This window comes from Micromonospora sp. NPDC005174 (assembly GCF_040608495.1).
GTDB lineage: Bacteria > Actinomycetota > Actinomycetes > Mycobacteriales > Micromonosporaceae > Micromonospora.
This window is the reverse complement of the sequence record NZ_JBEXIJ010000004.1, coordinates 345,923-367,380: the sequence shown is the minus strand read 5'-3', so window position 1 is coordinate 367,380 and position 21,458 is coordinate 345,923. Positions and strand designations below refer to the sequence as shown.

The following is a 21,458-nucleotide window of genomic DNA, read 5'->3' as shown; positions in this document are numbered from 1 at the left end:
TGGAGTTAAGACGTTTTATATTCCGTTCCGCCCCCCTCCCCCTCCCCCTGAGAACCGAGCGCTGATCATGAAGTTATTGCCTCGACACGCCGAGCGGTCGGGCAATAACTTCATGATCAACGCGGTCAGCGGCGGTCGACAGGGATCAGCGGCGGTCCGCGGCGGTCAGCGGGGTTTGTCACCAGTTGGTGGAGCCGGGGACCTTGGGCCAGGGCTTCGACTCGGGCTTGATGAGGTAGGCGACGCCGCCGGAGCCGCCGGAGATTCCGCCGCTGGCGTTGGTGCGCTTGGTGCGCAGCCAGATCTGCTCGAACTGGGTGCGCTTGTAGACGTTGCGGACGACGTCGTTGCTGGACGAGGCCGGGTCGTTGACGATCACGTCGCCGTCGGCGGTGAAGCCGACCACCACGAACAGGTGCCCGGAGGTGCCGTAGTTCGCTCCGTCCAGCTCGCTGGCCAGGAAGGACTGGCTGGTCACCACGGGAATGCCGGCGGCGATGAAGCGTTCCAGTTCGTCCAGTGAGTGCAGCCGGGTGACCCGCCCCTCCAGGCCCGGGAAGCTCGCCGCGTACGCGGTGTTGAACGGCCAGTTGCCCGCGCCGTCGTACGCGTAGTCGAAGGTCATCCGGGCGGCGTGGTTGACGGTCGGGTCGGGGTAGGTCGGGTCCACCCAGGAGGTGTCGACTGCGGACGGCTTGCGCCCCCAGTACTCGACGACCATCTCGGTGGAGGTGGGCGAACACCAGGCCTCACCACCGCCGTCGTACTCGGGATAGTGCCCCTTGTGGACGTTCTGCGAGTAGCGGGGCACCGGCAGCTCGACGCCCCAGGCGATGTGCCCGGCGCTCGGTGGGACGGTGAACCGGTCCGGCACGGTGGAGCTCATCGCGCCGAGCATCCGCACCACCGGGGCGGCGGTCTGCCCGGGTGCCCGGTAGAGGGTCAGCCGCAACTGGTACGACCGCAGCAGCACCCCGGCGTCGGCGTCGTCGATGCTGAAGGTGTCGGTCCAGATCGTCGACCAGGGGTCGCCCTGCCCGTCGACGCTGGTCCGCTTGATGTCGGTGTCGCCGGAGGCCCAGCGGCCCAGGACGTACCAGGGGGTCTGGTCGCCGTTGGTGTAGCCGCCCTGCATCTCGACCTGGATCCAGGTGCCGGCGGGGGTCTGGGCGTTCCAGGAGGCGATCAGCTCGGTGGCGTCGAACCCGATCCGGGTCACGGGTGAGGTCCAGGTGCCGTACTCCCAGGTGCGGGTGGCGCCGGTGTGCGGGTCGGCGTACTCGGTGGTGCCGGCCGGTCGGCCCAGGGTGACGCCGGCGTGCGGGCCGGGCGCGACGCGGGTGCCGGCCTGGCTGCCGTGGTGCCAGTCGGCGGGTCCGGACCAGTCCTGGAAGGTGATCTGCTCGTCGTGGGCGGGGGAGGCCGGCCGGGCCGCCGCGGCGGGGGCCGTGGTGGCGAACAGGGTGAGCGCGCTGACGCCGGCGAGGGCGGCCGCGTGCAGGCGGGAGGGGGCCATGGGTGCTCCGCGGTGTCGAGTGGGGGCATCGTCGCTGGTCAGTTTTCCGCTTGCAAGGAAGTTTCGCCAGATGTTCAGCGGTAGAAAATCATTGCCGCCGCGATGGTCAACCTGGGATGGATTTCACGGCGATCAATATTGAGATGACCATGTGACTGATGGTGAAGTGTGCATCACCGAGCGGGATCTTCCGCCCTCTGAGGAGGTAGTCCATGGCCCTCCGCCCACCTCACTCTCTCCGCCGCGTCCTGGTGCTCGCCGTCGTCACCGGACTGGGAATCGTCACCGTCGCCGCCGGACCGGTCGCCGCCCAGCCGGCGCCGGACCGGACCGCCGAGTCGGCCGCCGCCGGCTACCGGGTGCTCGGGCCCCGAACCCTCGCCGACCGCAACGCGGTGGCCCGCACCGGGGCCGCCATCGACTACTCCGAGCACGGGGTGCTGCACGTCTCGGCCACCGCCGGTGAGGCTGCCGCCATCGGCAAGCTCGGCTTCCGGCTGGAGCCGCTCGCCCCACCGCCCAACGCCGAGCGTGGTGCCGGCGAGGTGGGCACGCTGGCGTTCCCGCCCGCCGACTCCAACTACCACGACTACGCGGAACTGACCGCCGTCGTGAACCAGGTGGTCGCCGACCACCCGGCGATCGCCCGCAAGATCAGCATCGGTTCGTCGTACGAGGGCCGCGACCTGATGGCCGTGAAGATCTCGGACAACGTCGGCACCGACGAGAGCGAGCCGGAGATCCTGTTCAACTCCCAACAGCACGCCCGTGAGCACCTGACCGTCGAGATGGCGATCTACCTGCTCAACCTGTTCACCGACAGCTACGGCAGCGACTCCCGGATCACCAGCATCGTCAACAGCCGGGAGATCTGGATCGTGCCGACCGTCAACCCGGACGGCAGCGAGTACGACATCGCCACCGGGTCGTACCGGTCCTGGCGTAAGAACCGCCAGCCCAACAGCGGCTCGTCAAACGTCGGCACCGACCTGAACCGCAACTGGGGCTACAACTGGGGCTGCTGCGGCGGCTCCTCCGGGTCGACGTCGTCGGAGACCTACCGTGGCCCGTCCGCCTTCTCGGCGCCCGAGACACAGGCGCTGCGCAACTTCGTCAACAGCCGTGTCGTCGGCGGCACCCAGCAGATCAAAGCCAACATCGACTTCCACACCTACTCGGAGCTGGTGCTCTGGCCGTACGGCTACACCACCGCGAACACCGCCACCGGGATGAGCGCCGACCAGTACAACACCTTCGCCACCATCGGCCAGCAGATGGCGGCCACCAACAACTACACCCCGGAGCAGTCCAGCGACCTGTACATCACCGACGGGGACAGCCTCGACTGGATGTGGGCCACCCACAACATCTGGGCGTACACCTTCGAGATGTACCCCGGCTCGTCCGGCGGCGGCGGCTTCTACCCGCCCGACGAGGTGATCACCGCACAGACCACTCGTAACCGCGAGGCCGTTCTCCTGCTCAGCGAGTACGCGGACTGCCCGTACCGGGCCATCGGCAAGCAGTCGCAGTACTGCGGCGGTGGTGGCGGCACCACGGTCTGGTCGGACACCTTCGAGACCGCCACCGGCTGGACGACCAACCCGTCCGGCACCGACACCGCGACGCTCGGGGCGTTCGAGGTGGGTGCCGCCCAGGCGACCACCTCCTCCGGAGCGAAGCAGCTCACCCCGTACGCCGGCTCCAACGATCTGGTCACCGGCCGGCTCGCCGGGTCGGCGGCCGGTGACTACGACGTCGACGGCGGCGTGACCAGCGCCCGGTCGCCGGCGGTGACCCTACCGTCGTCCGGCACGCTGACCCTCTCGCTGGCCTGGTACCTGGCGCACGGCTCGAACGCCTCGTCGGCCGACTACCTGCGGGTGAGCGTGGTGCACAACGGCGGCACCACGGCGCTGCTCACCCAGGCCGGTGCGGCCACCAACCGCAACGGGAGCTGGACGGTGGCGAGCCTCAACCTCACCCCGTACGCCGGGCAGTCCGTGCGCATCCTGGTCGAGGCGGCGGACGCCTCCGGCGCGAGTCTGGTGGAAGCGGCTGTGGACAACGTCACCATCACGGCCTCCTGAGCGGGTGGGGCCCCGTACCGCCCCTGCGGGGCCCCACCACCCGCTCCTGAGCCTGCGCTACCGTCTTACCGACCACTCCGCAGCGAAGCCGGTGTGAAACCGGCGCTGTCCCGCAACTGTGATGCCCCGCCCGACGGTGGGGACGAGCCAGGTCGCCTGCGGCGGGGTCGCGACACGCGCTCTCGAGGAAGGGCGCCTCGTGGGCGGGCGTACGGAAGTCCTGTCGGCGAAGCACCACACTCCTCGACCGACAGGAGGCCCCATGTTCAGACGTACCCCTCGGCTGTTCGCCGCGACCCTCGCGGTCGCCGCGCTCGCCCTCGGCGCCTGCGCCGAGAAGACCGACGACAAGCCGGCCGCCGGCACCGCGGCCGCCAGCTACCCGGTGACGGTCGGCGCGCTGACCCTGGACAAACGTCCCGAGAAGATCGTGTCGCTGTCGCCCACCGCCACCGAGATGCTCTTCGCGATCGGCGCGGGCCCGCAGGTGAGTGCCGTCGACGACCAGTCCAACTATCCGGCCGACGCGCCCAAGACCGACCTGTCCGGCTTCCAGCCGAACGCCGAGGCGATCGCCGGCAAGAACCCCGACCTGGTGGTGCTCTCCAACGACACCAACAAGATCGTCGACCAGCTCGGCAAGCTGAAGATCCCGGTGTACCTGACGCCGGCGGCGACCACCCTCGACGACTCGTACCGGCAGATCACCGACCTGGGCACCCTGACCGGGCACGCCGACCAGGCCGCCGACGTCGCCAAGCGGATGAAGGACGACATCGCCAAGCTGGTCAAGGACCTGCCGCAGCGCACCGAGAAGCTCACCTACTACCACGAGCTGGGCCCGGAGCTGTACAGCGCGACGAGCAAGACCTTCATCGGCTCGATCTACAGCCTCGTCGGCCTGACCAACATCGCCGACCCGGCGGACGTCGACGGCAAGAACGGCGGCTACCCGCAGCTGTCGCAGGAGGTCATCGTCAAGGCCGACCCGGACTTCGTCTTCCTCGCCGACTCCAAGTGCTGCCAGCAGAACGCCGACTCGGTCAAGGCCCGCAGCGGCTGGGCCGGGCTCACCGCCGTGAAGAACAACCAGGTCGTCGCGCTGGACGACGACATCGCCTCCCGCTGGGGCCCGCGCGTCGTGGACCTGCTCCGGGTGATCATCGACGCGGTCGCCAAGGTGCCCGCGTGACCGACCTCCGTCGGTGACCGGGACGCCGCCGGTGGCCACCCCGACACCCGACATCCCGCCGGCCGGGACGCGATCCTCGTCCCGGCCGGCCGGGCCGCCCTCGGCCGCGCGCCGGCCGGGTGGCCCGGCCCCCGCCGCGCGCCGGCCCGGTGAGCTGCCCCCGGCGGCGTCCCGGCCAGCCGGGCTGCGTAAACGCTGGTTGGTCGCCGGTGTCCTCGCGGTGCTCATCGCGCTCGTCGCCGGGGTGTCGCTCGGGCCGGTCAGTCTGCCACCGGGCAGCGTCGCCGCCGAACTGCTCAACCTGATCCCCGGGGTGCACCTCGACAGTGGACTGAACGAGCGGGAAATCGCCATCGTCATCGAACTGCGGCTCCCCCGGGTCGTGCTGGGTCTGCTCGTCGGCGGTCTGCTCGCTCTCGCCGGTGGCTGCTACCAGGGCGTCTTCCGCAATCCGCTGGCCGACCCGTACCTGCTCGGCGTCGCCGCCGGCGCGGGCCTCGCGGTCACCGCGGTGATCGCCCTCGGCGGCGTCGGTCGGCAGGGCGCGATCTCCGGGCTGCCGTTGACCATTCCGCTTGCCGCGTTCGTCGGCTCGCTGCTCGCCGTGACGATGACCTACCTGCTCGGGGCGGCCGGCGGACGGGTCCGGTCACCGGCGATGCTGATCCTGGCCGGGGTGGCGGTCTCCGCGTTCCTCTCCGCCGGCCAGACCTACCTGCTGCAACGGCACTCGGACAGCATCCAGCCGGTCTACTCCTGGCTGCTCGGCCGGCTCGCCACGGCCGGCTGGCACGACGTGCTGCTGGTGCTGCCGTACGCCACCCTGACCACCGTGGTCGTCCTGCTGCACCGCCGTGAGCTGGACGTCCTCGCGGTCGGCGACGACGAGGCGAGGAGCCTCGGGTTGCACCCGCAGCGCTCTCGCTACCTGCTGATCGCCGCCGCGTCGCTGGGTACCGCCGCAGCGGTCTCGGCGACCGGTCTCATCGGCTTCGTCGGCATCATCGTGCCGCACACCGTCCGGCTGCTCGCCGGATCGAGCTACCGGGTGATCCTGCCACTGTCGCTGCTGTTCGGGGGCGCGTTCCTGGCCCTGACCGACGTGGTCGCCCGTACCGCCGTCGCCCCGGCCGAGGTGCCCATCGGCGTGGTCACCGCCCTGCTCGGCGGCCCGTTCTTCGTCCTCGTGCTGCGGACCGCCCGCCGGGTGCTCACGTGACTCCGGAGGCACCGGCCGTCGAGGTCCGCGAGCTGCACGTCAGCCTCGACGGCACGCCGATCCTCACCGGCGTCGACCTCACCGTCGCCGTCGGCGAGTGGGTCACCATCATCGGCCCGAACGGTGCCGGCAAATCGACCCTGTTGCGCGCCGTCGGCGGCCTGCTGCCCGCGCCGGACGCCATCTCCCTGTTCGGTACGCCGAGCGCCGCGCTGCGTCGCCGCGAACGCGCCCGGGTGGTGGCGACGGTGACGCAGTCCCCGGTCGTACCGCCCGGCATGTCGGTCCTGGACTACGTGCTGCTCGGCCGCACCCCGTACATCCCCCCGCTCGGTCGTGAGTCGGTCGCCGACGTGGACGCCGTCCACGACGTGCTGGACCGCTTGGACCTCACCGGTTTCCACCGCCGTGAGCTGGCCACCCTCTCCGGGGGCGAGCGACAGCGGGTCTTCCTCGCCCGCGCGCTCGCCCAGGGCGCGACACTGCTGCTGCTCGACGAGCCGACCAGCGCGCTGGACATCGGCCATCAGCAGGACGTCCTGGAGCTGGTCGATCAGTTACGCCGCGCACACGGCCTGACGGTGCTCGCCACCATGCACGACCTCTCTCTCGCCGGCGAGTACGCCGACCGGTTGGTCATGCTCGCCGACGGGCGGGTGGTGGCGACCGGGACGCCGCACGAGGTGCTGACCGAACACCTCCTCGCCACCCACTACCGGGCCAGCGTCCGGGTCGTCCCCGGCACCAACGGCCCCCTGGTGGTCCCCGTCCGCCCGCGCCCCTAACCCGCCCTCCCTCCCCCCGCGATCTTGCACTTTTTGTCGTGACACAAGGGGCATTAACGCTCAGGTCGACAACCGAAAGTGCAAGATCGGCGCGATCTCGGGGTGTGGCGGGCTCGCCGAGCGGGTCAGCCCAGGTCGATGACGGAGAAGAGCGCGCCCTGGGGGTCGCGGAGGGCGGCGAACCGGCCGGTCGGGATGTCCCGGGGCGGCACCAGGATGGTCCCGCCCAGTTCGGAGGCGCGGGCCGCGGCGGCGTCCGCGTCGGTCACCGCGAAGTACACCGTCCAGTACGCCGGCAGGTCGGCCGGGTAGCCGTCGCCCAGCGGCGGCATCATCCCGGCGACGATCCGCTCGCCGAGCCGCCACCCGGTGTACGTCATGCCGCCCACCGGCTGCTCGTCCGGCTGCCAGCCGAACACCAGCTCGTAGAAGACCTTCGCGCCCTCCGGGTCGGGGGTGACCAGCTCGTTCCAACTCATCGCGCCGGGCACGGCGAACACCTCGGCGCCGGGCATCGCCAGCGGCTGCCAGACGCTGAACGTGGCGCCCGCCGGGTCGGCGAACACGGCCATCCAGCCCCTGTCGAACACCTCGAACGGCGGTACGACGACCTGCCCGCCGGCCCGTTCGACCCGGCCGGCGACCAGTGCGGCGTCGTCGGTGGCGATGTACGTGGACCAGATCGGCACCTGGTCCTCGATGGCGGGCGGACCCACACCGGCCACCGGGCGGCCGTCCAGCAGGAAGACGGTGTAGCCGCCCGCCTCGGGCTCCGGGGTCACCCGTCCGGTCCAGCCGAACAGTTCGGGATAGAAGCGCCGCGCGTCGGTCAGGTCCGGGGTGGCCAGGTCGGCCCAGCACGGCGTGCCCGGCGGGACGGTGCTCACGTCAAGACCCCTCTCGGCCGGCGGCCACGGGCGGGCCCCCTGCGGGAATCCTGGCACCGTCCCGCTGTGGCACGGGGCGGAAACGGACGAATCGTCAGCTGAACCGGCGACCTTCGTCCCGCCGGTACGCCCAGGCGGCGAGCGAGGCGAGGAGCACCACCCAGACGCCGAGCATGATCAGCGCCAGCGGTTCGACCCGGTAGCCGCCGACCGCCCACCACATCAGTTCGGCAGCGCCCCGGGTGGGCAGGAACGGCGCGATCGTCTCGATGAACCCGGGCGCGTCCCCCGGGGCGGAGAGCAGCCCGCCGCCGAACGCGAGCGGCAGGAAGACGACCTGCGCCACCACGATCGCCGCCTTGCTGGGCAGCGAGTAGCCGATGGCGAGGCCCATCAGCGTGAACGGCACCGAGATGACGGCCACGATGACGGCGGTCAGCAGGAACGCCATCGGGGTGACCCGGGCCGGGGTCAGTGTCGCGCCGATCACCACGACCGGGATCAACGACAGGTACGTCAACGCGAGACCGGCCAGCACCCGGCCAGCGAACCGGGGCGCTGGCCCGGCCGGCAGGGTCCGGGTGTACGGATTCCACGGCTGGTCGCGGTCCTCGGCGACGCCGACGCCGTACTGGAAGATGTTGGCGCTCATCACCGAGAAGGTGATCATCGACGCGGTGGCGAAGGTGGCGCCGACCGGATCGTCGCCGGTGAACGGCACCACGAAGAAGATCATGGCGGCGGCGGGGAAGAAGGCGCTGCCGAAGACGGCCACCGGAATCCGGATGATCTCCAGAAGCTGGTAGCGGGCGTGGACCAGGGCGAGCTGCACGGTGCGCCTCCTCAGACGGCGGTGGGTTGGCCGCTGGCGGCGGCAGCGGGTGGGGCCTGAGTCGGTGTGTCGGTCCCGCTGGTGAGGGCGAGGAACGCCTCCTCCAGCGAGGTGGGCCGGACCTCCAGGTCGGTGAAGGCGACCTGGGAGCGGACCAGCGCGCGGACCAGCTCGTCGGCGTCGGTGGTGAGCAGGTGCAGACGTCCGTCGACCCGTTCGCTGCGGACGACTCCGGGCAGGTCGGGCAGCTCGTCGGTGACCAGGCTGACCCGTCGTACGCCGACGATGCCGCGTACGGCGTCCACGGTGTCGTCGGCGAGCACCCGGCCCTGCCCGATCACCACCACGCGGCGGGCGAGCGCCTCCACCTCCTCCAGGTAGTGGCTGCTCAACAGGACGGTGCCGCCGTCGTCGTGGAACGCGCGGATCGCGTCCCACAGGGTGTGCCGGGCCGTGACGTCGAGGCCTGTGGTCGGCTCGTCGAGCAGGACGAGCCGGGGCCGGCCGACGAAGGCCAGCGCCACGGCAAGCCGGCGACGCTGGCCGCCGGAGAGCCCGCCGGTCTGCCGCCGGGCGAGGTCGCCCAGACCGAAACGGTCGAGCAGCTCGCCCCGGGGCACCGGGTCGGGATAGTGCGCGGAGACGAAGTCGACGACCTCGCCGACCCGGAGCGTGCCCGGGAGGCCGGTCTCCTGCGGGGTGACGCCGATCTGCCGCCGAGCCTCCGGGTCGCGCGGGTCGCGGCCGTTCAACTCCACCCGGCCTGAGGTCGGCCTGCGCAGGCCCACCAGCAGGTTCATCAGGGTGCTCTTGCCGGCGCCGTTCGGGCCGAGCAGGCCGACCAGTTCGCCGGCCCGGACCTCCAGGTCGACGCGGTCGAGAGCGAGGACGTCGCCGTACCGGCGGCTGACCTGGTCGGCGCGGGCGAGGGTCATGACTGCTCCTTCGACACTGTGGAGTCGAGCTGAGAGGGATCGAGCAGGGTGCGGATCGCTTCGGTGTACTCCTCGAACGCCAGCCGACCCCGCCGACTGAGCCGGATGAGCGTGACCGGGGTGCGTCCGCGGTGGGTTTTGCTGATCTCGACGTACCCGGCGTCCTCCAGCTTGCGAAGGTGGACCGAGAGGTTGCCGGCGGTCATCGCGAGCAGTTCCTGAAGTCGTGGAAAGGCGATCCGGTCGCCGTCGCCGAGCGCGGAGAGCGCGGCGACCACCCGCAGCCGTGCCTGGGCGTGGATGACCGGGTCGAGTTCTGTCATGGACGCCCTCGCTGGCGCAGTCGGGCGATCGTCCCGGCGACCAGGATTCCGACGCCACCGGCCACCGAGATGACCAGTGCGTGCCAACCGGGCCCGGCGATCGCGCCGACCACGTTGATCACGCTGATCCAGACGCCCAGCCGGAAGAGATCCCGGTCGAGCCAGATCGCGCCGCCGGCCATGTGCAGCGCGCCGGTCAACCCGACCGCCGCGGCCGACCAGAGCAGACCCGCCAGGTCGTGCGGCAGGTGCTCGGACACCCGGCCGAGCGCCGCGTACACGCTCACCTGGCCCAGCGCCCAGGCGCACCCGTACCAGCGGCCGCGCACCGCCGAGTCGCCGGTCACCTGCCCGTACGCCCGCGCGCTGGCCACCGCCTGGATCGCCCCGGCGGTGATCAGCAGGGCGAAGAGCGCGGTCAGGGGCAGCCAGTCGGGCAGGGCGACAAGCACCCGACCACCCGGCGAGAAACGCAGGAAGAACAGCCCGAAGCCGACCAACCAGGCCACGCCCCACGGCCAGTAGAGCAGCCGGGCGTCGGGCTGTAGCCGGCGAACGGTCTCTGCGCGCTGGTCGTCGATCAGTCGGAGTGCGGTGGCGGCGTCGGAGGGTGGAAGGTCGTCGTCGGGCCCCATGCAAAGTACTTTACGGCGCAAAGTCGAGGCCGTGTGTCCCGTGCGACTGCCCCGTTACCGACAGAGACGCCCGGCGCTGGCCGGTCGACAGTGCCGGGCTGCGTGTCCGACGCCCGGGCAGGTGCGACAGCGACCTACAGCGGTACCGGCGCCAGCGGTGTGGCCTGTGGCGCGGTGGGCAGCGGCGCGGGCAGCGGTTCGGTGTGCAGCACCGACAACCGGGACACCGCGCGGGTGAGCACCACGTACAGCCGGTGCAGCCCACGCGGCTCGGCCGCGACTATCGCGGCCGGCTCGACCACCACCACGTGGTCGTACTCCAGGCCCTTGACCAGCGTCGCGGGCACCACCGTGACCCGCTGGGCGGCCGTGACGTCGTCGGCGGTCGCGGTGGTGACGCCGTCGGCGGCCAGCGCCGCGCGCAGCCCGTCGACCGCGTCGTCCGCGGCGATCACACCGACCGAGCCGTCGTGTGCGAGCGCGGCGCGCACCTCGGCCACCGTCGCCGCGGTCAGATCGGCCACGGTACGCACATCCAGACCGCCGTCGTGCCGCAGCGACTCTGCCGGGGGTACGTCCACCGCGAGCGCCGGCAGCAGCAGGTTGGCGAACGCGACGACCGCGGCGGGCACCCGGAAACCGACGGTCAGCGGAACCACCACGGCATCCGGCTTGCCCAGGTGCCTCAGGGACTCCCGCCAGTCGGTCGCCGCCCACGGCGCGGTGCCCTGCGCGAGGTCACCGAGCAGCGTGACCGAGCCGTGCTCACTGCGGCGGGCGATGGCCCGACACTGCATGGGGGACAGGTCCTGCGCCTCGTCCACCACGACGTGCCCGAACCCGGAGGGCCGCTCCAACAGCCCGGCCGCCTCGTCGACGAGCACGGCGTCGGCGGCGGTCCAACGGGTGGCCTTCGGCGTACGGGCCGGCTTCGCCCAGACCAGCAGCTCCTGCTCGGCATCGCTGAGCAGCCCGTCCGCTGCGGCGGCCAGCCGGGGCGGGTCGGAGAGCAGTCCGTGCACCAGCCCCTCCGGGGTGAGCGCAGGCCACACCGCGTCCAGGAAGTCCACCACCGGCCGGCACCGGCCCATCCGGCGCAGCCACGCGTCGCCGGGCGACTCGGCCCGCCGTGCCTCGGCCTGCCGTTGCAGCAGACTCACCACCCGTGCCCTGACCCGCTCCCGGCCGGTGCCGTACGACAGCCCCTCACGTCGGGTCTCCTCGACGATCCGGTGCAGCGGCTCCAACCCGATCCGCCATCGGAACGAGCCGTCGGAGACGGTGATCGAGTCGGTCGGCGTACCGATGTGGGCCTGCACCGCCCTGCGCAGCACGGTCGCCATCCGCGCGTCGTGCTTCAGCGCGGCAGCGGCCGGCGACTCCACCGCCCGGACCGGCACCCGCGAGATCAGCTCCTCCACGGTGGCCTGCTCGACCTCGACCTCGCCGAGGGCCGGCAGCACCGCCGCGATGTACGACAGGAACGCCCGGTTCGGCCCCACGATCAGCACGCCCGCCCGCCGTAACCGCTCCCGGTGCAGGTAGAGCAGGTACGCGGCCCGGTGCAGGCCGACCGCCGTCTTACCGGTGCCCGGCGCCCCCTGCACGCAGATCGAGTCCGCCAGGTCGGCCCGGACCAGCTCGTCCTGCTCCGGCTGGATGGTGGCGACGATGTCGCGCATCGGCCCGACGCGCGGTCGCTCGATCTCGGCCGTCAGGATCCGACTGGCCGTGCCCAGTTCCTCGCCCCGGTCCAGCCGCTCATCCTCGAAACTGGTCAACACCCCGTTGCTGAACCCGAACCGCCGCCGCACCGCGACCCCCTGCGGGTCGCGAGCACTGGCCCGGTAGAACGAGCGGGAGACCGGTGCCCGCCAGTCCAGCACCAGCGGCTCGCCAAGCTCGTCGGTGACGTGCCGCCGCCCGACGTGATACCGCCGGCCGTCATGATCACTGCTGCTGGGGTTGTCGGCGGTGGTCGCGCCGGCTGGGTGCGCGCTGGCGGTGGTCGCGCCGGCTGTGTGTGCGCTGGCGGTGGTCGCGCCGGCTGTGTGTGCGCTGGCGGTGGTCGCGCCGGCTGTGTGCGGGCCGGTCGGTTCCTGGTCGCGCGGGGTGGCGCCGAATTCGAGGCGGCCGAAGAACAGCGGAGTGGTGGGATCGTCGGCCAGCTCGGCGACCCGGCGGGCCAGGGTACGGCCGAGCATCTCCGCCGCGTAGGGGTCGCCGGCGACCTGGTCACCGGTGGAGAAGAGGGCTTCGGCCCGCTCCCGCATGCGGCGCAGGGCCGTGCGCGAGGTGACCAGATGAGCGCGTTCGGCGGCGAGGTCGGTGTCAAGATCAGGTGCGGGCATGCTGACGTCCCATCGTTCACATCTGCTGCTCGCTCGCGTTTCCGGGGGCGGATGGCCGACCGCCCGGCGCGACGACGTCCGTTCCGGTGCAGCTCACCTCGGCCGTCAAGCGGGCTGCAACACTACGCCTTCCCGGTCACCCCTTCCACCGAATTACCGACGCGACCACCCGATGGTGTCGGCGTGGCGCCGGAACGTGACTCAGCAGCGCCGGTGATAGAGGTTGCGCCGTGGGGTGCGCGCGGGGTCCAGCCAGGCGGGCGGTAGGAATTCGGGTTGGCCGTCCGACGCGATGCGGACGATCCAGTCGTCCTGGTGCAGGACTCGGTGATGATGCCCGCAGAGCAGGACCCCGTTGCCCAGTGTCGTCGCGCCGCCGTCGGCCCAGTGGCGCACATGGTGGCCGTCGCACCAACGGGGTGGCCGGTCGCAGCCGGGAAAGGCGCAGCCTCCGTCTCGTAGCACCAACGCGCGCCGCAGCGGACCGGTGAAGAGCCGGCGTTGACGTCCGACGTCCAGGATCTGACTGTTGCCGTTCAAGACTGCCGGGAGCACGGCGGCGTCGCAGGCGAGGCGGCGGACCGCGCCCGGCGTGAGACGTGCCCCGGTCTCCAGGGTGCCCGCGCCCACACCGTTGACCAGCGCGTCGAGCGACATGGTGACGACCAGTTGTGGGCGGTCTCCGCCGTTGTCGGGCAGGTGGCCGGTGCGCAGTGTCAGCCGACAGATCTCACCCAGTGCGTCGGCTCTGCGCTGGCCGGGACTGCGGTCGTCGTGCTCGCCGGTTGGGGCGCAGAGCGGATCGATGGCCTCGCGCAGCAGGCTCGCGGTCTCGGTGTCGAGGTTGCCGGTGAGGCGTACCTGACCGTCCTTCGGTTCGGAGAGCGTGACGTGTCGGCGAGCCTCGGCCCGCTCGGCGGCCCGGTCGAGGGCGGCCAGCTCGGCCTGGTCGGCGAGGTCGGGCGCGACGTGCGCGAGGACGCGTTCGCCGAGGCGACGAAGGATGGTCGGGTCGAACCGGCCGGCCCAGGTGACCAGCAGACCGGTGGCCTTGTCCGTCACCTCCGGACCGGCTTCGGCGGGTAGGGCCCCGATCGTCTCGGCTACCACCCGCCCCTGTTCCACGGTGAGGCTGCCGTCGAGCAGAGCGGCGCGGACCGTCGGCGGCGCTGCGTCGATGGTGGCGGCGAGCTCGACCAACTGGCGGGCCGATCGCCCGGACAGCCGAAGCCGGTCCCGCAACCAGACCGCGGTGGACGATGCTCCCTGAGCGACGGCGAGACCACGACCGTCGAGCTCGCGCACGAGGGCGAGCTGAATGGTTGCCAGGCGTTGCGCCAGGACGTGTGCGGCGTCCAGCGACGCGAGCAGTTCGTCGTCGGCAAGGGCCCACAGGGCGGCGTCGGCGCAGTCGTCGACGCCTCCGGCCGCCTGCGCCAACGCCCTCAACATGGATAGAGACTAGAACAGGTGTACGACACTTTCCGTTGCGGAGAATCCGATCGCGGAGCGCCCGCGATCGGGTGGGGCGGATGCGGGGTTGGCCACTCCGAGCCGGCCCGCCGGGCCGTATCCGGAGGCCGGGGATACGGTCGGGTCATGGTTGAGCGCGTCGCACGCCCGCGGGTCGGGCACATCCAGTTCCTGAACTGCCTGCCGATCTACTGGGGTCTGATGCGCTCGGGCAGCCTGCTCGACGTGGACCTGCACAAGGACTCGCCGGATCGGCTGAGCGCAGCGCTGGTGGCCGGCGACCTCGACATCGGTCCCATCACGCTGATGGAGTACCTCAAGCACACCGACGAACTGCTCCTCCTGCCGGACCTGGCGGTGGGCAGCGACGGACCGGTGCTCTCGGTCAACATGGTCTCCACCCGACCGCTCGCCGAGCTGGACGGGGCTCGGGTGGCACTCGGTTCGACCTCGCGGACCGGGGTGATGCTGGCACAGTTGCTGCTCGCCGAGCGGTACGGCGTACGGCCCGAATACTTCCGCTGCCCTCCGGACCTGACCCAGATGTTGCTCGAGGCCGACGCCGGGGTGTTGATCGGGGACGTGGCGCTGCGGGCGTACCACGAGGCGCCGTTGCGGGGCCTCACCGTGACCGACCTCGGACAGGCGTGGCGGGAATGGAGCGGGCTGCCGATGGTCTTCGCCGTCTGGGCGGTCCGCCGAGACTTCGCCGCCGCGCACCCGGGCCTGGTCAAGGAGGTGCACGAGGCATTCCTCCGCTCGCGCGACCTCTGCCTCTCCGAGCTCGATCAGGTCGCCGAGGCGGCGGCCCGCTGGGAGGCGTTCGACGCGGCGACGCTGGCCACGTACTTCCGGATCCTGGACTTCTCGCTCGGTGAGCGGCAGGTCTCCGGGTTGCGCGAGTTCGCCCGGCGGGTCGCCGGGCTCGGCGAGGTCCCGGCGCTACCGGACGGCGGGCCGGAGTTCTTCGCCGGCTGACCCGGTCCCTGCGGGCCCGCAGGGCAGAGAAGCACGCTGCTCCGCCCGCAAGGACAGAGCAGCGTGCTGACGTCGAAGGGCAGCCGTGTCAGGTGCCGGGGCGCAGTAGCGCCTCGGTGATCTTCTGGCAGTTCTTCATGCCGTAGTCGTAGCCCAGGTTGATCGGGTACCTGACCATCACGCCCATCGTCCAGGTGTCGCCGATGGCCAGGCAGTTGATGTGCATCTCCTGCTCCTCGGTCCGGTCGATCCACCCGTTCTTGACGGCGATCTGCTTCTGCTGCGCGGCCGGGAAGGCCTTGCGGATACCGAAGTCGCCGGCGCCCCGGACCAGCTTCATCTCGTTGAGGAGCCACTTGGTCCACTTCGGTCCAGCGGCGGTGCCGGTGGCGATGCAGTTGCCCAGCCGTGCGGTGTCGCGCGGGGAGAGCGCGGTGCGGGACCAACCCTTGTCGGGGGCGACGCTGCTGTCGGTCAGCTTGCACGTGGAGATCAGGCGCCGGATCGAGGCGTCCCGGCCGACCAAGTTGTAGAACTGCTGGGCCCGGGTGTTGTCGCTGTCCCGGATGACGAGGCTCGCGTCGGCGAGTTTCGCATCGCTCGGTGTCTGGCCGGCCTCGGCGGTGCGCCGCAGGTAGTCGGCGACGATCCAGGACTTGATCAACGAGGCGGTGGTGCTGGTCTCGCCCATGTTCTTCGAACCGATGATCTTGCCGGTCCGGCGGTCGAGGACGCTCCAGGAGTACCAGCCCTCGATGTCGAGGTCGAGGTCCTTGGCCTGGAACGGGAGCGGCGCCAGCGAAGGGCTGGGGCTGGGTGGCGCCGGCTGACGGGCGCTGCGGTCGGTGGCCGCGCCGGTGGACCGGTCGCCGGTCGTCGCCTCGGCGTCACCCCACTTGGCGGCGGCGGCCGATTCGAACGGCGATCCGGGGAGCAGGCGAAGTGACACCAGCACCAGCCCGATGAGGATGACCGCGACGGCGATCAGGCGCAGTGGCGAGGCCTCGCCCCCACCGTTGCGGTCGGCCCGCCGGTTGCCGGCCATCAGAGCTTCCCGACCGGCTGCTGCGGCACCTTCAGGGCGGCGCCCGGTTGCGGGGTGACCAGTTGACTGGCCACGCTGGCGCAGACCTGCGCGCCGTAGTCCAGCCCTTGCTTGACCGGGTAGCGCAGCATCACCGCGAGACTCCACTTGCCGTTGACCGCGAGGCAGTTGACGTGCCAGTTCCCGTCGCTGCCTATCGGCGTCCAACCGTTCTTGATGCTGACCGGGCCCTGAGCGGTGATCGACTGGGGCAGGCCGTCGATGATCCCCCAGCGCCCACCGCCGTAGCCGGGCTTCTGATCCTTCTTGGCGGTGGTGCCGCGGACCTGACTCATCTGTTCCAGCACCCACTTGGTCCATTTCGGGCCGGCGGCTTTGCCGTCGGCGATGCAGTCGCCAACCCGCGCGGCGTCGCGCGGGGACATCCGTGTGTAGCTCCAGTAGCCGGTGTAGGGCTCGACGTTGCCGCGCTTGGTGTCGGTCAGGCGGCAGATCTTGATCGCCCGCTGGATCACCGGGTCGGGGGTGCTGCTCTTCGACGGTTTGTAGGACCCACCTGCGGCGGCATAGACCTTGTCGGCCGCGCCGTCGCTGCTGTCGACGATGGCGAGCCGGGCCGACTCCTTCAGCGCGGGCGGCGGCTCCCGGTCCCCGATCTGGCGCAGGTAGTCGGAGACGATCCACGCCTTGATCATCGATTCGGTGGAGCTGGTCGAGGCCATGTTCGACGATCCGGAGATCTTGCCGCTCTGCCGGTCCAGCAGTGACCACGAGAAGAAGTCGCCCTTGAAGGCCACCGACACGCGGCCTGCGGCCAGCGTGGGGGGTGGCGGCGGGGCCGGCGCGGGTGCGGCTGCGGATGTGGGCGCGGGTGTGGGTGTGGCGGTGGGTGTGGCGGCATTGACGGCGCCACCACCGCCAGCGCCACCGCCGCTGTTGTCGGTGGAGAGCCGGGCATACGCGGCAGGGACCAGTAGGACGCCACCGAGCATTACCGCCACGACGGCGAACACCATGGTCACGCGAGATCGCATGAGTTGGGTGAGCTCCAGATGTCAGGGCCGGGGGGACCGGCTTCGTTGTCCGGTGCGACCGGTGCGTGCGCCGAGGCCGGGGGCGGTGGCCTCTGGTGGAGCCGGCGTGGGGGCAGCCGATCGTCTGACCGGCAGAAGTCTACGTCCGGACGGGCTGAGTGCCAGAGTTCGACACCAGGCAACGTGCGAAATCGGGAAAAAACCCCAGCATTAGGTAGCTTTTGCGAGGTTTGGCAGCTTTTCGGTGAGCCACGTCATAGGGGTAGCGGTTGCGGTGGGTAGCGGTAACCCGCCGATCAGTGACGGAACGTCACTCGGGTTTCCTGTTACACCCCCTAGTGCATTCGGGCGCAAGCTGTAACACTTGTCCTCATGTATGGCAACGACTTCTCCGCCCCTGGCGACGTACCGGACGACGCGCCCGGCGCGGGCCTGCTCGGTGAGGTCGAGGCGGCCGAGGCCGAACTGCGGGCCGCCGCCGCTCGTGAGCGCCGCGGCGGCCCGGCGCCGGACGAGGACCTGGCGGCCTACTTCACCGAGGTCGTCGACGCGGAGCAGAAGATCGAACCGCGCGACTGGATGCCCGAGGCGTACCGCCGGACGCTGATCCGGCAGATCGCCCAGCACGCCCACTCCGAGATCATCGGCATGCAGCCCGAGGGCAACTGGATCAGTCGGGCCCCCTCGCTCAAGCGCAAGGCCATCCTGTTGGCCAAGGTGCAGGACGAGGCGGGCCACGGCCTCTACCTGTACGCCGCTGCCGAGACCCTCGGCATCAGCCGCGACGAACTGGTCCAGCTGCTGCTCGACGGCCGGCAGAAGTACAGCTCGATCTTCAACTACCCCACCTTGACCTGGGCTGACGTGGGCGCGATCGGCTGGCTGGTGGACGGCGCGGCGATCGTCAACCAGGTACCGCTGTGCCGGTGCTCCTACGGGCCGTACGCCCGGGCGATGATCCGGGTCTGCAAGGAGGAGTCCTTCCACCAGCGCCAGGGCTACGAGATCCTGCACACCCTCGCGCACGGCACAGTGGCGCAGAAGGCCATGGCCCAGGATGCGGTCGATCGCTGGTGGTACCCGTCGCTGGCCATGTTCGGCCCGCCGGACGGCGACTCCACCCACTCCGCCCAGTCCATGGCCTGGAAGATCAAGCGCTTCTCCAACGACGACCTGCGCCAGCGCTTCGTCGACATGTGCGTCGGGCAGGCCGAGATCCTCGGGCTGCGCATCCCCGACGACGACCTGCGGTGGAACGAGGAGCGGCAGGCGTACGACTACAGCCAGCCGGACTACGACGAGCTGATGCGGGTCATCAAGGGCAACGGACCATGCAACCGGGAGCGGATGGCACACCGTCGGGCCGCCCACGACGACGGCGCATGGGTCCGCGAGGCCGCCACGGCGTACGCCGCCAAGCAGGTCGACACCAGGGAGAAGGTGGCCGCGTGAGCAACGAACACTCGCCTCTGTGGGAGGTCTTCGTGCGGGCACGGCGCGGCCTGTCACACACCCACGTCGGCAGCCTGCACGCTCCGGACGCCGAGCTTGCGCTGCGCAACGCCCGCGACCTCTACACGCGCCGCCAGGAGGGCGTGTCGATCTGGGTGGTGCCGGCGGGCGCGATCACCGCGTCCAGCCCGGACGAGAAGGACGCCTTCTTCGACCCGGCCGCCGACAAGGTCTACCGCCACCCGACCTTCTACGAGGTGCCGGACGGGGTGGCACACCTGTGAACGGGCCCTTCGCCTTCACTCTCGCCCTGGGCGACGACGCGCTCGTCGCCGCGCAGCGGCTGGCCGAGTGGGCGACCCGCGCGCCGGAGATGGAAGAGGACATCGCGCTCGCCAACATCGCGCTCGACCAGCTCGGCGCGGCCCGCCTGCTGCTGTCGTACGCGGGTGAGCTGGAAGCGGCGGGTCGGGACGAGGACGCGCTCGCGTACCTGCGCGACGACCGCGAGTTCCGCAACGTGCTCCTGGTCGAGCTGCCCAACGGCGACTTCGCGGTGACCATGGCGAAGCTGTTCTTCCTGGCGGCGTACCAGGTGCCGCTCTACACCGCGCTCGCCGGTTGCTCGGACGAACGACTGGCCGCCATCGGCGCGAAGGCGCGCAAGGAGTCGGCGTACCACCTGGACCATGGCGCGCTGTGGGTGAAGCGGCTCGGCGACGGCACCGAGGAGTCGCACCGCCGGATGCAGGAGGCCGTGGACCACGTCTGGCCGTACACCCATGAGCTGTTCGCGGCGGACCCGGCGGCGCCGGTGGATCCGGAGGGTCTGCGGCCGGCGTTCGACGAGGTCGTCGGGCCGGTGCTGGCCGAGGCGACGCTCACCCGCCCCGAGCGCGGCTGGGCGCCCACGGGCGGGCGGGCCGGCGTGCACACCGAGCACCTGTCCTACCTGCTGGCCGAGATGCAGGTGCTGCACCGCGCCCACCCGGGGGCGCAGTGGTGAGCACGGGAGCGATCGCACAGCGGACCGGGACCGACGCGTGGACGGCGGCGGCGAGCGTGGTGGACCCGGAGATCCGGGTGATCACCATCGACGAGCTGGGGATCCTGCGCGCGGTCGAGCAGGACCCGGTCACCGGTCGGGTCGTCGTCACCATCACCCCGACGTACACCGGCTGCCCCGCAATGGACGTGATCCGGGCCGACGTGCGCCGTGCTCTGGCGGCGGCCGGCCATCCGGACGTCGACGTGCGGACTGTCTACAGCCCGGCGTGGAGCACCGACTGGATCTCCGCTGCTGGTCGGGCCAAGCTCGCCTCAGCCGGGATCGCCCCGCCCGCGCCGGCGAACGCCCCGGGCGTGGTCGCGCTGACCCTCGCGGTCCGCTGCCCGCTCTGCGGCTCGCCGGAGACCGAACAGGTCAGCCGGTTCGGCTCGACCGCGTGCAAGGCGTTGTGGCGTTGCCGTTCCTGCTCCGAACCCTTCGACCACCTGAAGGCGCTGTGACAGTCACCATCTCCCGGCCGGTCCGTCGCCGACCTGCCTTCCACCCGCTGTCGGTGGCCGCCGTCGACCGCCTCACCGACGACTCCGTGGCGGTCACCTTCGCCGTACCCGAGGAGTTGCGGGACACCTTCGCGTTTCGCGCGGGTCAGCACCTGACCGTGCGGCGGGTGACCGACGACGGCGAGGACGTGCGCCGGTCGTACTCGATCTGCTCCACCCCCGATGATCTGGCCCGGCGCGGCCGGCTGCGGATCGGGGTGCGGGAGGTTCCCGGCGGCGCCTTCTCGGCCTTCGCCTGCGGCGCGCTGCGCGGCGGCGACACGGTCGAGGTGCTGCCGCCGCTGGGCACCTTCACCACGGCGTTCGCGCCGGACCGGGCCCGCCACTACGGCGCGGTCGTCGCCGGCTCCGGCATCACCCCGGTGCTCGGGCTGGTCGCGACGGCCCTGGCCGTCGAACCGGCCAGCACTTTCACCCTGGTGTACGGCAACCGCACGGCGAACACGGTGATGTTCGCCGAGGAGTTGGCCGACCTGAAGGACCGCTACCCTTCCCGGCTGCACCTGGTGCACGTGCTGTCCCGGGAGCAGGGCGAATCGCCGCTGCTCTCCGGGCGGATCGACGCCGAACGGCTCGCGCGCCTGCTGGGCTCCATCGTGCCCGGCGAGGTCATCGAGGAGTGGTTCCTCTGCGGCCCGTACGCCATGGTGGTCGACGCCCGGGAGGTGCTGGCCGCGCGCGGTCTGCCGGAATCCGCGGTGCACACCGAGCTGTTCCACGTCGACGCGCCGCCGGAGCCGGTGACGCGCCCCAGCGAGCAGCCGGGCATTGGCACGGACGTCACCATCGTGCTGGACGGCCGGTCGTCGAGCTTCACGATGGGCCGCGAGGAGCGGGTGCTGGACGCCGCGCTGAAGGTGCGCGGCGAGCTGCCGTACGCCTGCAAGGGCGGTGTCTGCTCGACCTGCAAGGCGAAGGTCGTCGACGGTTCGGTCACGATGGCCCGCAACTACGCGTTGGAGCCCGACGAGCTGGCCGCCGGTTACGTCCTCACCTGCCAGTCCAGCCCGACAACCGACAAACTCACGGTCGACTACGACGCCTGACGGTCAAGGCTGGAGGGAGTGACACGGCCGTATCCTTGCCCGCGAGGTACGGGCGGAGATATTCTGCGATTGCCCGGGGCACTAGCTCCGTGGAAG

The 21,458-nt window shown here is 71.2% G+C and carries 20 protein-coding genes and 1 riboswitch; of the genes, 10 read left to right on the top strand and 10 right to left on the bottom strand.

What is annotated here, in order from left to right; translation table 11 throughout:
• Nucleotides 1-178: 178 nt before the first annotated feature.
• Complete coding sequence (locus ABZU91_RS08170; RefSeq protein WP_355235727.1) at nucleotides 179-1,516, bottom strand: C39 family peptidase; 1,338 nt, start codon at nucleotides 1,514-1,516, stop codon at nucleotides 179-181.
• Between the two features lie 212 nt (nucleotides 1,517-1,728).
• Between ABZU91_RS08170 and ABZU91_RS08165 the strand changes: the two genes are divergently transcribed.
• The 4 genes from ABZU91_RS08165 to ABZU91_RS08150 all read left to right on the top strand — a co-directional run bounded on the left by ABZU91_RS08165 (nucleotide 1,729) and on the right by ABZU91_RS08150 (nucleotide 6,802).
• The gene (locus ABZU91_RS08165) at nucleotides 1,729-3,606 is read left to right on the top strand and encodes a M14 family metallopeptidase (RefSeq protein ID WP_355235724.1); all 1,878 of its coding nucleotides are present in this window, start codon (nucleotides 1,729-1,731) and stop codon (nucleotides 3,604-3,606) included.
• A gap of 87 nt (nucleotides 3,607-3,693) precedes the next feature.
• Nucleotides 3,694-3,758: riboswitch (cobalamin riboswitch) on the top strand.
• A 110-nt stretch (nucleotides 3,759-3,868) separates the two neighbouring features.
• Entirely contained in the window at nucleotides 3,869-4,798 is a 930-nt protein-coding gene (locus ABZU91_RS08160) for an ABC transporter substrate-binding protein (protein ID WP_355235721.1), read from the top strand.
• Nucleotides 4,799-4,952: 154 nt separating this feature from the next.
• On the top strand, nucleotides 4,953-6,017 hold the full coding sequence (locus ABZU91_RS08155) for an iron ABC transporter permease (RefSeq protein ID WP_355235784.1): 1,065 nt from the start codon (nucleotides 4,953-4,955) through the stop codon (nucleotides 6,015-6,017).
• On the top strand, nucleotides 6,014-6,802 hold the full coding sequence (locus ABZU91_RS08150; RefSeq protein WP_355235718.1) for an ABC transporter ATP-binding protein: 789 nt from the start codon (nucleotides 6,014-6,016) through the stop codon (nucleotides 6,800-6,802). The genes ABZU91_RS08155 and ABZU91_RS08150 overlap by 4 nt, the downstream gene beginning before the upstream one ends.
• A gap of 125 nt (nucleotides 6,803-6,927) precedes the next feature.
• On the opposite strand, the gene ABZU91_RS08145 is transcribed toward ABZU91_RS08150, so the two are convergent.
• The 7 genes from ABZU91_RS08145 to ABZU91_RS08115 form a co-directional block, all read right to left on the bottom strand.
• Entirely contained in the window at nucleotides 6,928-7,689 is a 762-nt protein-coding gene (locus ABZU91_RS08145) for a VOC family protein (protein ID WP_355235715.1), read from the bottom strand.
• A 94-nt stretch (nucleotides 7,690-7,783) separates the two neighbouring features.
• On the bottom strand, nucleotides 7,784-8,521 hold the full coding sequence (locus tag ABZU91_RS08140; RefSeq protein WP_355235712.1) for an ABC transporter permease: 738 nt from the start codon (nucleotides 8,519-8,521) through the stop codon (nucleotides 7,784-7,786).
• Nucleotides 8,522-8,532: 11 nt separating this feature from the next.
• Nucleotides 8,533-9,456, bottom strand: a complete 924-nt coding sequence (locus tag ABZU91_RS08135) for an ABC transporter ATP-binding protein (RefSeq protein ID WP_355235709.1) — start codon at nucleotides 9,454-9,456, stop codon at nucleotides 8,533-8,535.
• Complete coding sequence (locus ABZU91_RS08130; protein WP_355235706.1) at nucleotides 9,453-9,779, bottom strand: transcriptional regulator; 327 nt, start codon at nucleotides 9,777-9,779, stop codon at nucleotides 9,453-9,455. Before ABZU91_RS08130 ends, ABZU91_RS08135 begins: the two co-directional genes overlap by 4 nt.
• Nucleotides 9,776-10,414 carry a transporter gene (locus tag ABZU91_RS08125; RefSeq protein WP_355235703.1) on the bottom strand — a complete coding sequence of 213 codons (639 nt, stop codon included), beginning with the start codon at nucleotides 10,412-10,414 and terminating at the stop codon, nucleotides 9,776-9,778. The genes ABZU91_RS08130 and ABZU91_RS08125 overlap by 4 nt, the downstream gene beginning before the upstream one ends.
• A gap of 134 nt (nucleotides 10,415-10,548) precedes the next feature.
• Nucleotides 10,549-12,765: an AAA family ATPase gene (locus ABZU91_RS08120; RefSeq protein WP_355235701.1), complete on the bottom strand. Its 2,217-nt coding sequence runs from the start codon at nucleotides 12,763-12,765 to the stop codon at nucleotides 10,549-10,551.
• A 201-nt stretch (nucleotides 12,766-12,966) separates the two neighbouring features.
• Complete coding sequence (locus ABZU91_RS08115; RefSeq protein ID WP_355235698.1) at nucleotides 12,967-14,217, bottom strand: DUF222 domain-containing protein; 1,251 nt, start codon at nucleotides 14,215-14,217, stop codon at nucleotides 12,967-12,969.
• A gap of 147 nt (nucleotides 14,218-14,364) precedes the next feature.
• On the opposite strand from ABZU91_RS08115, the gene ABZU91_RS08110 reads away from it, so the two are divergent.
• Nucleotides 14,365-15,216, top strand: coding sequence for a menaquinone biosynthesis protein (locus tag ABZU91_RS08110; RefSeq protein WP_355235695.1), 852 nt, complete (start codon nucleotides 14,365-14,367; stop codon nucleotides 15,214-15,216).
• Nucleotides 15,217-15,304: 88 nt separating this feature from the next.
• Here ABZU91_RS08110 and ABZU91_RS08105 read toward each other — a convergent pair whose 3' ends face one another.
• Nucleotides 15,305-16,261 carry a serine hydrolase gene (locus tag ABZU91_RS08105; RefSeq protein ID WP_355235692.1) on the bottom strand — a complete coding sequence of 319 codons (957 nt, stop codon included), beginning with the start codon at nucleotides 16,259-16,261 and terminating at the stop codon, nucleotides 15,305-15,307.
• Nucleotides 16,261-17,295, bottom strand: coding sequence for a hypothetical protein (locus ABZU91_RS08100; RefSeq protein WP_355235689.1), 1,035 nt, complete (start codon nucleotides 17,293-17,295; stop codon nucleotides 16,261-16,263). The genes ABZU91_RS08105 and ABZU91_RS08100 overlap by 1 nt, the downstream gene beginning before the upstream one ends.
• Before the next feature lie 372 nt (nucleotides 17,296-17,667).
• On the opposite strand from ABZU91_RS08100, the gene paaA reads away from it, so the two are divergent.
• The 5 genes from paaA to paaE are packed head-to-tail and all read left to right on the top strand — an operon-like array spanning nucleotide 17,668 to nucleotide 21,362.
• Nucleotides 17,668-18,747, top strand: a complete 1,080-nt coding sequence (gene paaA / locus ABZU91_RS08095) for a 1,2-phenylacetyl-CoA epoxidase subunit PaaA (RefSeq protein WP_355235686.1) — start codon at nucleotides 17,668-17,670, stop codon at nucleotides 18,745-18,747.
• On the top strand, nucleotides 18,744-19,031 hold the full coding sequence (gene paaB / locus ABZU91_RS08090; protein WP_266248073.1) for a 1,2-phenylacetyl-CoA epoxidase subunit PaaB: 288 nt from the start codon (nucleotides 18,744-18,746) through the stop codon (nucleotides 19,029-19,031). Before paaA ends, paaB begins: the two co-directional genes overlap by 4 nt.
• Nucleotides 19,028-19,753, top strand: coding sequence for a 1,2-phenylacetyl-CoA epoxidase subunit PaaC (gene paaC / locus ABZU91_RS08085; protein ID WP_355235683.1), 726 nt, complete (start codon nucleotides 19,028-19,030; stop codon nucleotides 19,751-19,753). Before paaB ends, paaC begins: the two co-directional genes overlap by 4 nt.
• Nucleotides 19,750-20,256, top strand: a complete 507-nt coding sequence (paaD, locus tag ABZU91_RS08080) for a 1,2-phenylacetyl-CoA epoxidase subunit PaaD (protein ID WP_355235680.1) — start codon at nucleotides 19,750-19,752, stop codon at nucleotides 20,254-20,256. The genes paaC and paaD overlap by 4 nt, the downstream gene beginning before the upstream one ends.
• Nucleotides 20,253-21,362 (top strand): 1,2-phenylacetyl-CoA epoxidase subunit PaaE, encoded by a 1,110-nt coding sequence (paaE, locus tag ABZU91_RS08075; RefSeq protein ID WP_355235678.1) that lies wholly within the window; start codon nucleotides 20,253-20,255, stop codon nucleotides 21,360-21,362. The genes paaD and paaE overlap by 4 nt, the downstream gene beginning before the upstream one ends.
• Nucleotides 21,363-21,458 lie beyond the last annotated feature (96 nt).